Source organism: Corynebacterium sp. S5S1 (assembly GCF_001913985.1).
GTDB classification, from domain to species: domain Bacteria; phylum Actinomycetota; class Actinomycetes; order Mycobacteriales; family Mycobacteriaceae; genus Corynebacterium; species Corynebacterium marquesiae.
This window is the reverse complement of record NZ_MKXT01000003.1, coordinates 85176-98915: the sequence shown is the minus strand read 5'-3', so window position 1 is coordinate 98915 and position 13740 is coordinate 85176. Positions and strand designations below refer to the sequence as shown.

At 63.9% G+C, this 13740-nt stretch carries 11 protein-coding genes and 1 tRNA gene; 7 read left to right on the top strand and 5 right to left on the bottom strand.

Features of this window, described 5'->3' with window-relative positions; translation table 11 throughout:
• Nucleotides 1–45 precede the first annotated feature (45 nt).
• Nucleotides 46–360: a hypothetical protein gene (locus BKN05_RS01915; protein ID WP_080970367.1), complete on the top strand. Its 315-nt coding sequence runs from the start codon at nucleotides 46–48 to the stop codon at nucleotides 358–360.
• On the top strand, nucleotides 353–679 hold the full coding sequence (locus BKN05_RS01910) for an Rv3654c family TadE-like protein (RefSeq protein WP_286687812.1): 327 nt from the start codon (nucleotides 353–355) through the stop codon (nucleotides 677–679). Before BKN05_RS01915 ends, BKN05_RS01910 begins: the two co-directional genes overlap by 8 nt.
• A gap of 23 nt (nucleotides 680–702) precedes the next feature.
• On the opposite strand, the gene BKN05_RS01905 is transcribed toward BKN05_RS01910, so the two are convergent.
• On the bottom strand, nucleotides 703–3066 hold the full coding sequence (locus BKN05_RS01905) for a Zn-binding domain-containing protein (protein ID WP_286687811.1): 2364 nt from the start codon (nucleotides 3064–3066) through the stop codon (nucleotides 703–705).
• 176 nt (nucleotides 3067–3242) lie between these two features.
• On the opposite strand from BKN05_RS01905, the gene BKN05_RS01900 reads away from it, so the two are divergent.
• Nucleotides 3243–3446, top strand: coding sequence for a cold-shock protein (locus BKN05_RS01900; protein ID WP_005323097.1), 204 nt, complete (start codon nucleotides 3243–3245; stop codon nucleotides 3444–3446).
• A gap of 16 nt (nucleotides 3447–3462) precedes the next feature.
• Here the strand turns inward: BKN05_RS01900 and BKN05_RS01895 are convergent, their stop codons facing one another.
• Nucleotides 3463–4092: a DedA family protein gene (locus BKN05_RS01895; protein ID WP_286687810.1), complete on the bottom strand. Its 630-nt coding sequence runs from the start codon at nucleotides 4090–4092 to the stop codon at nucleotides 3463–3465.
• Nucleotides 4093–4340: 248 nt separating this feature from the next.
• Here BKN05_RS01895 and topA point away from each other — a divergent pair, with 248 nt between their 5' ends.
• Complete coding sequence (gene topA, locus BKN05_RS01890; RefSeq protein WP_286687809.1) at nucleotides 4341–7304, top strand: type I DNA topoisomerase; 2964 nt, start codon at nucleotides 4341–4343, stop codon at nucleotides 7302–7304.
• 18 nt (nucleotides 7305–7322) lie between these two features.
• A complete protein-coding gene (locus tag BKN05_RS01885; RefSeq protein ID WP_286687808.1) occupies nucleotides 7323–7916 on the top strand; it encodes a hypothetical protein in 594 nt (197 codons plus the stop codon).
• Here the strand turns inward: BKN05_RS01885 and BKN05_RS01880 are convergent.
• Both BKN05_RS01880 and BKN05_RS01875 read right to left on the bottom strand, forming a co-directional pair.
• A complete protein-coding gene (locus BKN05_RS01880) occupies nucleotides 7866–9104 on the bottom strand; it encodes a DUF418 domain-containing protein (protein WP_286687807.1) in 1239 nt (412 codons plus the stop codon). The two genes, BKN05_RS01885 and BKN05_RS01880, sit on opposite strands and share 51 nt — an antisense overlap.
• 12 nt (nucleotides 9105–9116) lie before the next feature.
• Nucleotides 9117–10649 (bottom strand): adenylate/guanylate cyclase domain-containing protein, encoded by a 1533-nt coding sequence (locus tag BKN05_RS01875; protein WP_286687806.1) that lies wholly within the window; start codon nucleotides 10647–10649, stop codon nucleotides 9117–9119.
• A 37-nt stretch (nucleotides 10650–10686) separates the two neighbouring features.
• On the opposite strand from BKN05_RS01875, the gene BKN05_RS01870 reads away from it, so the two are divergent.
• Nucleotides 10687–11886: a DNA polymerase III subunit delta' gene (locus tag BKN05_RS01870; RefSeq protein ID WP_396334656.1), complete on the top strand. Its 1200-nt coding sequence runs from the start codon at nucleotides 10687–10689 to the stop codon at nucleotides 11884–11886.
• Between the two features lie 76 nt (nucleotides 11887–11962).
• A tRNA-Thr gene (locus tag BKN05_RS01865) sits at nucleotides 11963–12038 on the top strand.
• 55 nt (nucleotides 12039–12093) lie between these two features.
• Here BKN05_RS01865 and BKN05_RS01860 read toward each other — a convergent pair.
• Entirely contained in the window at nucleotides 12094–13716 is a 1623-nt protein-coding gene (locus tag BKN05_RS01860; RefSeq protein WP_286687805.1) for an AMP-binding protein, read from the bottom strand.
• Nucleotides 13717–13740: the final 24 nt, after the last annotated feature.

Genomic DNA, 13740 nt, shown 5'->3' with positions numbered 1-13740 from the left:
TAACCACGGCCGGCGGGCCCAACCCGCCGGCAGAAAGGAGGAATGATGCACAGGGTATTTGATGACGATGGCTCCGTGACCATCGAGGCCGCCTTGGCTTTAAGCTCCCTGGTCTTGGTTGCGGCGGGAATCGTGGGTGCCATTGCCACGCTGGCATCCTATATCGCCGCGGTGGACATGGCGGGCGCGGCCGCGCGTTCGCACGCCATCGGCGTCGAATACCATCCCCCGCGCGAGGATGCCCAGGTCAGCGTGGAAGAAAGCGGTGGGTTGGTGAGGGCGTCGGTAAGCGTTGATGCCCCCATCGGCACCATGCGCTCCGAGGCGGTATTTCCAGCCGAGGTGGGCGGAAATGAGTAAGCCGAAGCGCTGCGGCGAAGAAGGCTATGCCACCATTGCCGCAGCCGGCATCATCGTCGCCATCGTGAGTCTGCTGCTTATCGTGGCGGCAGTGGGCTCGCGCGTGGCCGCGCGACACGAGGCCCAGGTGGCGGCCGACCTCGCGGCGGTTGCCGGTGCCGGGGCCCTCGCTACGGGTGAAGATGCTTGTGCCGCCGCGCGCGATACCGCCGCGCTCAACGACGCCACCTTAGAAACCTGCACCGAGTCCGGCCGCGACGTCATCGTCACCGCCACGGTCCGTGGCCGCTCCACTCAAGCGAAGGCCGGGCCGGTATGAGCTGGCAGGAAGCAGTAGTGCGCCTAGCCCTGCGTCATGGTGACCAGCGCACCCAGTAGTTTGATGGCACCATCTTTGCTCAGCGGGTTATTTCCGTTTCCACACTTCGGTGATTGCACGCACGACGGGCACCCGGATTCACAAGGGCAGGAGCGCACCGCCTCGAAGGTGGCCGCGATCCATTCGGGGAAGCGGCGAAAGCCCTCCTCGGCAAAACCGGCGCCGCCGGGGTGGCCGTCGTAGACAAAGACGGTGGGCAGCTGCGTATCGGGGTGCAGCGCGGTGGACACACCGCCGATATCCCAGCGGTCGCAGGTGGCGATAAGCGGTAGCAGGCCGATCGCGGCGTGCTCAGCCGCGTGCAAGGTGCCGGGAGTATCGGCGGCGGTAACCCCCATCGCGGCAAGCGCCATTGGATCGATGGTATAGGCCACCGCCCGGGTGACCAGGCGCTGTTCGGGGAGATCGAGGGGGATATCGTCGCCAATGGTGCCGTCGGCAAGCCGCACCTGATAACCGGTGACGCGGTCGGTGACCTCAACCTCCACGTCCGCCACCCACAGTCCTGGGGAGTAATTGACCAGGTTATCGGCCTCGCGCAGGATGCGGATATCCGTGGTGGAGCGCGGAGTCGTGGAATAGTCCGGGGCCTCGGGGCGGGCCAGCGCCAGGTAATCGCTGAGGATGAGCTCCTCGATGACAAAACTTTCGCCCTGGTGCAGGTACACCGCGCCGGGGTGGACCTGGCTGGTAGCGCGCGCGGCATCGATGGTGCCGAGCAGGCGGCCGTCGGAGGAATCTACGATCATGACTTCCTCGCCCGCCCCGCCGCGCAGCGAAACCGCGGTATGGGCCGTTTCGGGCGAGAGTTCCTCCGGTGAATGAGCAGGGATGGGCACGGCGAACCAGCCGCGCTCGCGGCGGCGCAGCAGGCCAGATTCGGCCAGCTGGTGAACCACGTCCTGCGCGCCCCAAGCGGCAATCGTGGCATCATTCAGCGGTTTTTCCACCGCGGCGCAATAGACGTGGCCGAAGAGGATATACGGATTGGCCGGGTTGAAAACGCTGGCCTCCACCGGTCGGCCCAGCAGGGCCTCAGGGTGGTGGACCAGGTAGGTATCCATCGGCTCATCGCGGGCAATGAGTACTACGAGCGAGCCTTGCCCGCGGCGGCCGGCGCGCCCGGCCTGCTGCCAAAAGCTCGCGACGGTCCCCGGGAAGCCCGCCGTGACCACGGCATCGAGCCCACCGACATCGATACCCAGCTCGAGGGCGGAGGTGGTGGCGACGCCGAGCAAGGAGGCATCGTCAAGCGCGCGCTCCAACTTGCGGCGGTCCTCGGCCAAGTAACCGGCGCGGTAGGCGGCAATGCGCTGGGCAAAATCGGGCCGGCCGAGGCTACCGGAGAGCACCTCGGCCGCGCGCATGGCCACCACCTCGGCCGAGCGGCGCGAACGCACAAAGGTCATGGTGCGCGCGCCCTCGGCGATGAAGGAGGCCATCATCTCGGCCGCCTCGGTGGTGGCGGCGCGGCGCACCGGCGCCCCGTGCTCACCCTCGGCCCCCTCGATAAAACCCGGTTCCCATAGCGCCACGGTGCGCGCGCCGGTGGGGGCGGTGTCCTCCGTAATCGCGCGGGCGGGCCGGCCGGTAAGGCGCTGCGCATGCCGGCCCGGGTCCTTCATAGTGGCCGAGGCATAAATTACCGTCGGCCGCGAGCCATAGTGCGCGCACAAGCGCAGCAGGCGCCGCAGCACCAGCGCCACGTTCGCGCCAAATACGCCCCGGTAGGAATGGCATTCATCGATGACGATGAACTCCAGGTGCCGCAGCAGCCGCGCCCACCGGGCATGCGCCGCCAGCAGCGACATATGCACCATATCCGGGTTGGAGAAAATGAACCGCGAATGATCGCGCACGCCCGCGCGGGATTCCTGCGGCGTATCGCCGTCATAGGGCGAGGGCACCACGCCCTTGAGCGCCGGAATTCCCCGGCACAGCTCGAGCACCGCCTGCAGCTGGTCCGATCCCAGCGCCTTGGTGGGGGTGAGATACAGCGCGCAGGCGGTCGGCTCCTGCGCCAGTCGGTTCAAAATGGGCAGCTGGTAGCCCAGGGACTTTCCCGAGGACGTACCGGTAGAAATCACCGCATCCTCGCCGGCCCAGGCCGCCTGCGCCAGCTCCGCTTGGTGGCTATACAGCTTGCCGACGCCCCCTTCTACCAGCTTCTCCTTCAACTCCGGCAGCACCCATTCGGGCCACTCAGCATACTGCGCACGCTGCGGCGGCAGGGTGGTGTGAAATGTGAGAGTGGACTCATCGAGGCGGCGCTGGATGAACTCGAGCAGCTCTTCCCCCAGGGGATTATCCGTTTCCGGGTGAGCCAATTTCTACCCCCTCGTGGGTTAGGCCTATCGCTTTGGCGTGGAACGTGTCACACTGATATGAGGCCAATGATGTCTTGGTGCGGTGTTTACACTTTAAGGTACTGCTAAAGGACGCATTTACCGAACCCCTCGGCGCGGAATCGCCGCACCGCTAATCAAGAAAAGGACTGCACACCATGGCACAAGGAACCGTTAAGTGGTTTAACTCTGAAAAGGGCTACGGCTTCATCGAGCGCGCGGACGGCGAAGGCGATATCTTCGTCCACTACTCCGAGATTCAGGGCAGTGGCTTCCGTACTCTGGAAGAAAACCAGCAGGTCACCTTCGAGGTAGGCTCCGGACCGAAGGGCGAACAGGCCCAGTCCGTGTCCGTAATCTAGGCGGCCAGTTCCCTCGCTACGGCGTTTCTGCGTAGCCGCGGCGGGTATCCCACCATTCGGTGAACTTATTCTGCAGTTTCTGCAGGCCCACGCCGATGATGACCGCGGCGATGATGCTGACCACCACAGCCAGCACGGGCGAATTGGAAAAGGCCATGCCGCCCAAGTAGCCGATGGCGAGCGCTTGGGCTGCCCAGAGCGCGACGCCGATGGTGTCGAAGAAGACAAAGACGATCCACGGGAAGCGCATCGATCCCAGCAGGATGGTCATAAACAGGCGCGCTGAAGGAATGAAGCGGGCAATAATAATGGCCGCACCGCCGCCGCGACGCATATTGCGCTTGACCCAGTTGAGCCCCTCGTAGGCCTTTGAACCTTTAGGCACGCGCTGGAGTAGGGGCATAAACCGTGTGCCTAGTAGGAAACAGAGATTATCGCCCATCATTGCGGCAATCAGCGCCACGAAAAACATGGTGGGCAGGTGCGGAAAGCCCTGGGAGCCGGACCAAGCGCCGGCCATATTGAGCGGGATTTCAGAAGGCAGGACGGGGAAGAAGCAGTCACCAAAGATCAGCATGCCGACCAGCGGGTAGATCCACTCTGTGGACATGACGGTTTCGATCCACATAGTGATGGTGTCAACCATGAATCCTCCGCGGGCGTCGTCTTGGGTGTGCTATTGTGCCCCACAATGCTTTCACAGCTACTGGGCGTTCTAAGTAGGCCAGTATAGACCCGTTCTGTGGGGGTACATAGTGCCCCTGAAAACGGCCTTTTGGCAGTACCGCGTATATGGTGCGAGACAGGAAATGCAGATCAACTGTGTACGCTAGGGGCGATTGCTGAAAGCGTGCATACCTTATTGTTCGCATCATCGAAAGGGATGAAGTCGAAGTGGCAGAAGCAGCCGGGCCGGGAAAGACCTTGGTGATCGTCGAGTCGGCGACGAAGGCGAAGAAGATTCAGCCTTACCTCGGAGATAACTACATCGTGGAGGCCTCCGTGGGCCATATCCGCGATCTTCCCCGCGGCGCTGCGGACGTGCCGGCTAAGTATAAGAAGGAATCCTGGGCGCGCCTCGGCGTGAACCCGGAAGATGACTTCGCACCGCTGTATGTGGTGAGCCCCGATAAAAAGAAGAAGGTCGCGGACCTCAAGTCCAAGTTGAAGCAGTGCGATCAGCTCTACCTCGCAACAGACCCCGACCGTGAGGGCGAGGCCATCGCCTGGCACCTGCTTGAGGTCTTAAAGCCCAAGGTTCCGGTGCGCCGCATGGTCTTTAACGAGATCACCAAGTCCGCGATCCTGGAGGCCGCGGACAATACCCGCGATCTGGATTACAACCTTATCGACGCCCAAGAAACCCGCCGCATCCTCGACCGCCTCTACGGCTATGAGGTCTCCCCGGTGCTGTGGAAGAAGGTTATGCCGCGGCTTTCTGCCGGCCGCGTGCAGTCGGTGGCCACCCGCGTCATCGTCGAGCGTGAGCGCGAGCGCATGGCGTTCATCCCCGCGGACTACTGGGATCTGGCCGCCACGCTAGATACCGGCGCTGCGGACGCGGACAACCCCGCTACTTTCGACGCCCGCCTTACCGCCGTCGATAGCAAGCGCGTGGCCTTGGGCCGCGACTTTGATGACCGCGGAAACGTCAAGAGCAAAGACGTCATCGTCATCACCGAGCCACAGGCCAAGGCCTTGGAGTCTGCGCTCCAAGGCGCGGGCATGGAAGTCGCTGGGGTCGAACACAAGCCCTATACGCGCAAGCCCTATGCGCCGTTTATGACGTCGACGCTGCAGCAGGAGGCCGGCCGCCGCCTGCACTTTACTTCTGAGCGCACCATGCGCATTGCGCAGCGCCTGTACGAAAACGGCCACATTACTTATATGCGTACGGACTCCACCTCGCTCTCTAAGCAGGGCCTGTCGGCTGCGCGCAATTCCGCTACCAGCATCTATGGTGCAGAATACGTCGCTGATTCCCCGCGCGTATATGACCGCAAGGTGAAAAATTCCCAGGAGGCCCACGAGGCCATCCGCCCGGCCGGCGAGTCCTTCGCCACCCCGGGCCAGCTCTCTGGCCAGTTGGATGCGGAGGAGTTTAAGCTCTATGACCTGATTTGGAAGCGCACCGTCGCCTCCCAGATGGCCGATGCCAAGGGAACCTCCATGAAGGTCACCGTAGCCGGCACCGCCGCCACCGATAAGGGCAGCTACGACGTGGAATTTTCCGCCACCGGTCGCACCATTACCTTCCCCGGCTTCTTGAAGGCCTACGGCGCGGACGACACCAAGGGTGACAAGAAGGGCGAGACCCGCCTGCCGCACTTGGAGGAGGGCCGCGCCCTGACCGCCAAGGAGGTTACCGCCGAGGGCCACTCCACCAACCCGCCGGCGCGCTATACTGAGGCCAGCCTGGTCAAGAAGATGGAGGACTTGGGCATCGGCCGCCCGTCTACCTACGCGTCCATCATCAAGACCATCCAGGACCGCGGTTATGTGGTCTCGCGCGGCAATGCGCTGGTGCCTTCCTGGGTTGCCTTCGCCGTCGTGGGCCTGTTGGAGGAGAACTTCACCGAGCTGGTGGACTATGACTTCACTTCTTCCATGGAAGACGAGCTAGACCAGATTGCCACCGGTATCGAGGATGGCACCGCCTGGCTAAACGGCTTTTACTTCGGCAACGCCGAGGCCAACGAGCAGAAGGCGGCCTCCATTGCCCGTCACGGCGGCTTGAAGTCGCTTATCGACGTCAACCTGGAAGCCATCGACGCGCGCAAGGTTAACTCGCTACTGCTTTATACCGACGCCGAAGGTCGCGACGTCTTCGTCCGCGTGGGCCGCTACGGCCCGTATATCGAGCGCGCCGTTGGCACTAACGACGACGGCAGCATCGAGTATCAGCGCGCTAACCTGTCTGAAACCGTCACCCCGGATGGCCTCAACGAGGAGCTGGCGGAAAAGCTTTTCGCCACCCCGCAGGGCGGCCGCGAGCTGGGCGAGAACCCGGAAAACGGCCGCATGATCGTGGCCAAGGAGGGTCGCTTCGGCCCGTATGTCACCGAAGTCGTCCGCGAGGATGAGCGGGAGAAGGCCGAGGGGGAGGCCGAGGAAGTCGTCGCCAAGGAGCGCGCCGAGGAAGACAAGCAACGCGCCAAAGAAGGCAAGCGCGCCAAGAATTGGGAAACCAAGACGGCCGCAAAACAGAAGGAAAAGCGCGTCAAGGAGTACATCGAGAACAAGCTCAAGCCGGGTACGGCTTCGCTGTTTAGCTCCATGGAACCCTCCACCGTGACCTTGGAGGAGGCCCTCAAGCTGCTTTCCCTGCCGCGCGAGGTGGGCGAGGACGACGGCGTGATGATCACTGCGCAAAATGGCCGCTACGGCCCGTACCTGAAGAAGGGTACGGATTCGCGCTCCTTGGCCAAGGAAGAGCAGATTTTCACCATCACCTTGGATGAGGCCCGCCGCATCTATGCTGAGCCGAAGCGTCGCGGCCGCGCCGCCGCTCAGCCGCCGATCAAGCAGCTGGGCGATAATGACGTCTCCGGCAAGCCGATGACCGTGAAGGACGGCCGTTTCGGTCCGTACGTCACCGACGGCACCACCAATGCCTCCCTGCGCCGCGGCGATGACCCGGAGCAGCTTACCGACGCCCGCGCGAACGAGCTCCTTTCCGAGCGCCGCGCCAAGGAAGCTTCCGGCGAGACCAAGAAGAAGTCCACCAAGAAGTCCTCTAAGAAGACGACGAAGAAGAAGGCAACCAAAAAGTCCACGAAGAAGGCTGGCAAGAAGGCAACTAAGAAGCCTTCGCCCGGCACGAAGAACGTGGTAAAGGCCGGCTCGCGCAAGAAGTAACCGCGTAAGGTGGCGGGCATGAACGATTTTCTTGCCCGCACCCAAGAAGGCGCCGCGGCCCTGCGGCGCGCCGTCACCATCAAAACGCGGCCGCAGCTTTTGGCCTCGGTACGCGAAGAGCCCGCCGTTGGCGCCGGAGTGGTAGCCGGAGCTATTGGCCAGGTGGAAAAGGCCCGCACCCTGACCCGTTCTTCGGTGCTCGGCGTGGCGGCCGTAACGGCGAGCCATGCCGCCTATGCGTGGAGCCTATATCGCCGCGGCGCGCGCAATGATGCTCTGGGGTGGGGCCTGCGCGCGGCCGTATGGGGCGCGGGCGTTGCCGCGACTCGCAAGCAGCCGACTGCCGCAGCCGTGGCGGTGGGCGGCGCGGCGGTACTCACGACCTCGGCAGTGGCGGGAGATCCGGCGCTGCGCACTGACGCCGGCAAGGGCATCAGCCACGGCGCCAATCTGCTCGTTGCGGCCGAGGGGCTGACGGCCCTGCGCGCGGCGCTCGCGCAGCACTATCGCGGTAAGCGGAAGCAGGAGGCGCGCCTAGTGGGCGCGGCCGAGGCGGGCGCCCTAGTTGTTGGCCACCTGCTGCTTCTCGATGGCCTGTGCCGCACGCGGTAGCTGCGGCTGCATCGTCGGACCGTAGGACAGCCGGCGGTGCACCGCCTCGAACGGCCCGCGGAGGTCGAAGACTTCCAGCACGCAGGCCCCGATAAGCGTGACCAGCCACACCGCGAAGGCCAGCGCGGCCTGGCCGAAGGCGCCCAGATCGTGGCCGAAGTTCAGCGTGAATGGGTGCACGAGGAAGAAAAAGAGAATGGACTGCCCTACGTAGCCGCTCATGGAGCGCTTGCCCAGCGCCGCAAAGGGCCACAGCACTGCGGGCAGCGGCGCGCCGGCTGAAAGCCGCTCCTGCACCGGCTGCAGCAGCAGCGCGAGCCCGGCCAGGATGCCAGGCCCGGTAAAGACGCCGATGAAAGCGTTGGCATTATTGGCCGCATTAGCCCAGCGCTGCCCGATGACCCCCAGCGTGCTCAAAGACCACAAGCTACCGATTACGACGGTAATGGCCACCGCAATGGCGACCCAGCGCAGGAGGGTGGGACGGTGAGAGGGGACGTCGGCAAGCACGCCCTGGCGCGCCCACACAAAGCCCACCAGCATCACGGGCAGGTACATCAGCAAAATGATCGGCGTGGCCAAGGCCTGGCTGCCTAAAGTAATAAGCTGGCTGAGCAGCAGATCGGGGTAGGACTCGATGGTGCCAATGCCCTCCGTGGCTACCACGCCGAGGGGATCCATAGCACCGGAAATGAAGGCCACAACCCCGCCAAGTGCGCACAGCGCAAAAAGAATATAGGCAATGAGCATCAGGGTAGAATCCCGCTTGCGCAGCAGGAATGCAATGACGATCCCGGCCACGCCGTAGAAAAACATAATGTCGCCCCAAAACAGCAGCACCATGTGCACCGCGCCCATGAGCGCCAAGAAGGCATAGCGCTTGGCGATGACCCAGCGCGCCGCCCGCACCGGAAACCCGCGCCGCCACAGGCTCAGGGCAATGAGCCCCACGCCAAAGCCGAGCAGGGTAGAAAACATGGGAAGGCCGCGGTTGTGGACAAAGAAGGCGCTGAAGACGACGGCCGCCTTATCCCACGCGCTGCCATCAATGATGCCGCCGAAATAGCTGCCCGGCCGGTCGGTGGTGATGATCCATGCCGTGGTCATATTGGCCATGGCGATGCCTAGAAGGGCCATGCCGCGCGCCACATCGGGCACGATCATGCGGGGCCGGGGAGCTGAGCTCACTGAAAAACCTCGTTATACCTCGGAACGTTCTGCCAGGGTAGCGCGGATAGGGCGAGCCAGCTGGGTCATGCGGTGACGACCGCGCAGCTCAATGGATTTCATCATAGTCCAGCGGGCCTGCTCGGCCTCATTGGCGGTCTTGAGCGTGGCGGCATTGGTGAGCACCTGGCCCGGGGTGTCCTTGGCCAGCTCGGTTAGGCGCGCGGCCTCGTTCACGGCGTCACCAATGACGGTGTATTCGAAGCGGTCCGCGCCGCCGATGTGCCCGGCGACGACGTGCCCCGCCGCCACGCCGATGCCCGCTTGCAGCTCCAGCCCGCGCAACTCGCCGCGCAGCTCGCGGGCGGCCTGCAGCGCCATGGAGGCGGAATCATAAACATTGAGCGGCGCGCCAAAAACGGCGAGGGCGGCATCGCCCTGGAACTTGTTAATGATGCCTTTATTGCGGTGCACCACCTCGACGACGTGCTCGAAGAACTTATTGAGCTCCTCTACTACCTCCTCGGGGGAGTGGTTGACGGCGAAGGTAGTAGAACCGATGACGTCAATGAAGAGCACAGCGACTTTGCGGTCCTCGCCTCCCAACTCAGGGCGCTCCTCTAGGGCGCGCTGCGCCACCTCGGCGCCGACGTAGCGGCCGAAGATATCGCGCACGCGATTGCGCTCGCGCAGGCCGCGCATCATCTCGTTGAAACCGGCCTGCAGTACGCCCAGCTCGGACCCGTCATAGATATCGACCTCGGCATTGTTCTCGCCGCGGCGCACCCGGTTAATGGCGTCCTGCAGCTCCACGATCGGGTCCACTACGCTCATCACCGCGAAGCTAGTACCGATAAACCCGGTGGCCAGAGCGGTAAGGGCCAGGGCCGTGATGGCGGGAACCAGGTCTCCTGCGGTGCCGGAGAAGAGCCCGGTGCGCTGGGCGATGAGCACGAGCAAGATGCCCAGCAGCGGCACGCCGGAGGTCATCAGCCAGGTTGAAATGAGGCGGTACTTGATGGGCGGCTCTAGGGTGGAATCCTCAAAGCGCCGTGCCACCGCCTGGGCGGCCACCGGGCGTACGAGGCGCTCTGCCTGCAGGTAGGTCAAGATGATCACCACGAGGCCGGCCAGGGTGGCAGATACGCCAACGACCAGCCCCAGGCGGCCGGATTCCTGCCCGGAAATCACCACGGCCAGGATGATGCCGATGAGCCACACCGCGGCCGCCACCACGGATTGGTAGACGGGGATGCGCAGCACTAAGTTGCGCACCATATTCGGATCGTGCTCGTCCGGGTTGCGCTGCCAGTCCAGCACTGGGCGGAAAAGCAGCAGGGTGACGGCGATGCCGATGACCACGGCAAAGATGAGGTACACCGCGGCGACGCCCATCAGGCTGGGCAGCTCGGCGGCAAAGTCCTTAATCTCCGGCATCGGCAGGAAATAAAGGACAAAGGTCATGATCGCGATGGCGCCGATGAGGTTTGCGCCAAGGACTAAGGCGGCGTAGACCGGCCATTGGGTACCCATGAGCCATCGTGCGCCGCGCAGTAGTCTGTTCATGCCTTCATACTTTAGTAAGACCAGTAGGCTAGGGCGAGTGAATACCGGAAGCGTTGCGCAAAGATTGGCAGATACCCCAGGTGTGGCCCGCACTATCCTGGGCGCCGCCCGGGCAGCTCGGGGGATGCCGGGGGCAGACCCACGGGCGATGAGCCATTCCTGGCTATTTACTGGCCCGCCGGGCTCCGGCCGTTCCCTGGCCGCGATCGATTTTGCGGCCGCGCTCATGTGCACGGATCCGGAGGAACCAGGCTGCGGCCGCTGCGAGGCTTGCCGCGCGGTGCTGGAGACAAAACAACACACCGATCTGGTCCTCGTGGATCCGCAGGAGGTCATCATTCCCGTGGATACGGTGCGCGAGGTCATCGGCCGTGCCGCGAGCCTGCCCACGGTGGCCCCTTGGCGCGTGGTGATCTTCAACAACGCCGACCGCCTCAACAATAACGGCGCGAATGCCCTGCTCAAGACTGTAGAAGAGCCGCCGGCGCGCACCGTGATCATCATGTGCGCGCCTTCCGACGCCCCCGAGGACTTCTCCCAGACCCTTCGCTCGCGTTGCCGCCACCTCTACATTCCCTCCCCGTCGGTGGAGAGCATTACCGCCCAGTTGGTCAGCGAGGGCGCCTCGGATCACGACGCCCACTTGGCCGCCCTCACCTCCCTCCGTCACGTCGGCAGAGCGCGGCGCCTGGTCAACGATACGGCGGTGCAAAAACGCCGCGCGGTGGCCATCAACCTCGCAGAGGAGGTCTTCCACGGCTCCCAGGGCTTCCAGGCGGTGACTTCGCTGCTGAAATTGGTGGACTCGGAGGCGAAGGAGTCGCATAAAGACCAGGAAGAGGCCGAGCTGGCGAAGCTGGAGCAGACCCTTGGCGTAGGCGCGAAGGGCAAAGGCGCGGCTAAGGCGCAGCGCGACGCCCGCTCCGCCATCAAGGAACTGCAGGATCAGCACAAAAAGCGGGCGAAGCGCCGCGTGATCGACAACCTGGACCTCGTGCTTGTTGATCTCTCCGGCGTCTACCGCGATGCGCTCATGCAGAAAGTGGGCGCGCAGGTAGATCTCACCCACCCGGACTTCGCCGGTCTTTCTGGTGAGCTCGCGCAGCGCGTGAGCGAGGAAGGCTTGCTGGACTGCCAGGCAGCCATCACGCTGTGCCGCGAGCAGCTGACCCAAAACGTCGGCACGCAGATTGCCTTTGACGGGTTGGTGGGTCGCTTGCGCCGCGCGTGCCTGTAGGTGGGGTCCGATTTCTATTCCGTGGCACCCCTAGGTTAGACTTTCTCTTGCTGCACTGGCGTATGCCAAGCAGCGTGCCGCCTTAGCTCAGTCGGTAGAGCATTTCACTCGTAATGAAAAGGTCGCGAGTTCGATTCTCGCAGGCGGCTCCACAGCGGCCGCAGGTGTATAGCCTGCGGCCTTTCGCGTATTCGGGGGAGGTGCGCGCTAAGCCTCGCCGTGGTTATTGAGCAGGCGCGGGACCACCTTGCCGGTGGCGTTGCGCGGGAGCTTGGCTAGGAAGTGCACGTCGCGCGGCACGGAGTGATCGGCGAGCTTGGTGCGGACCCAGTCGCGGATGGCGTCGGCGGTGAGGGCCTTTCCGGCGGCGTCGGCAGTAGGCACCGCCCACACGGCGATGCGTTGGAAGGTCTCGCTATCCTTTACACCGCCAGCATGAACCTCGTGGATGCCGGGCATGGCCTCGAGGACCTCGGTGACGGACTGCGGGTGGACGTTTTCGCCGCCGACGATGATCATGTCATCGGCGCGGCCGACCACGTGCAGGAAGTCGTGCTCGTCGATGTAGCCCAAATCGCCGATGGAAATGAGCCCGTCCACCTTATTGAGCCGCAGGTTCGGGTTGGTATAACCGGTCATCGCGGTGGAGTTGGTCAGGTAGATCTCTCCCACCTCGCCGCGCGGAACCGGGTGGCCCTCTTTATCGAGGATGCGCAGCTTCGTGCCCGAGGCCACGCGTCCGGCGATGGTGGGGTTGGCGGCCACCTGATCCATGGTGGCGGTCGTCGCGAGCGCGAGCTCGGTGGAGCCGTACACGTTGCACAGGATGGCACCGAAGCGCGCATTGGTCTCCTTGACCACCTCCGGGGTCAGCGCATTGCCGGCCGAGGCGATGAATTTCAGGCTCGAGGTATCGAACTCACCGGCTGGGTCCCGCTCCACTAGGCGCTTAAAGAAGATGGGGGAGGAAATCATGCCATCGAGGCGGTAGCGCTGGACATCGTCAAGCACCTGCTCCGCGTCGAATACGCGGCGGGTGACGATGGTATTGCGCAGGCCCAGCGCGATATTGATGCAGGCCCAGCCCCAGGTGTGAAAAATGGAGGCAGTCAGCTGCAGGCGCTGGTCGGCGCGCCACGGAATCGTATCCACGATGGAGGCCAGCACCACCGGCAGGGTCGGCTCCGGCCGGACAATTCCCTTCGGAATACCCGTGGTGCCGGAGGACATGAGCACGATCGGGCCGTGTTTGGGGAAGCGCGGCAGCTCCACGGCCGGTGGATTCTTCACAATCTTGTCCAGCTTCGGCAGATCGCTTGCGCCCGTATCGTGCGCGATGATGACCGGAATATCGGTGTCCACGCGGTCGATGAACTCATCATCCACGACGAGCACATTGATGCCATTCTCCTCGATGCAGCCTGCCAGCTGCTCCGGGGAGGAGCCCACGTTGAGCAGGTAAATAGAAGCGCCCACATATCCCTTGGCGCCGAGCGGGATGATGATGCCGCGGCCGTTGCGCGCCATGACGCCGAGGCGAATCTCGGGCAGGTCCAGCGAGCGGAGGTAGCGGGCGAAGCCCTGCGTGTGGGTGCGCAGCTGGCGGTAGGTGAGGGTGCCGTCGTCGTCGATAAGCGCCAAGCGCTCCGGGCAGGCGAGGTAGCCCTGTTCGATCTCGCGCGCGGTGGTGAAGCGGTAGCGGGCCAGGTTCGGCAGCAGGTTGAGCTGGGCCTTCGCGCCGCCTTGGTGGCTGACGAGTCCGGCGTTAAGAAGCGCCGGCACGAACCGGCCGAGGGCTGCAGCGTGGAATGTGAAATCAGAAAAATTCACGATCGGGAAAGCTCCAAATTAGCG

Coding starts and splice junctions, on each gene's coding strand:
- BKN05_RS01885 (WP_286687808.1), top strand. CDS start 7,323: ATGAACGATTTTCTTGCCCGCACCCAAGAAGGCGCCGCGGCCCTGCGG.
- BKN05_RS01895 (WP_286687810.1), bottom strand. CDS start 4,092: ATGGTTGACACCATCACTATGTGGATCGAAACCGTCATGTCCACAGAG.
- BKN05_RS01915 (WP_080970367.1), top strand. CDS start 46: ATGCACAGGGTATTTGATGACGATGGCTCCGTGACCATCGAGGCCGCC.
- BKN05_RS01900 (WP_005323097.1), top strand. CDS start 3,243: ATGGCACAAGGAACCGTTAAGTGGTTTAACTCTGAAAAGGGCTACGGC.
- BKN05_RS01910 (WP_286687812.1), top strand. CDS start 353: ATGAGTAAGCCGAAGCGCTGCGGCGAAGAAGGCTATGCCACCATTGCC.
- BKN05_RS01875 (WP_286687806.1), bottom strand. CDS start 10,649: ATGAACAGACTACTGCGCGGCGCACGATGGCTCATGGGTACCCAATGG.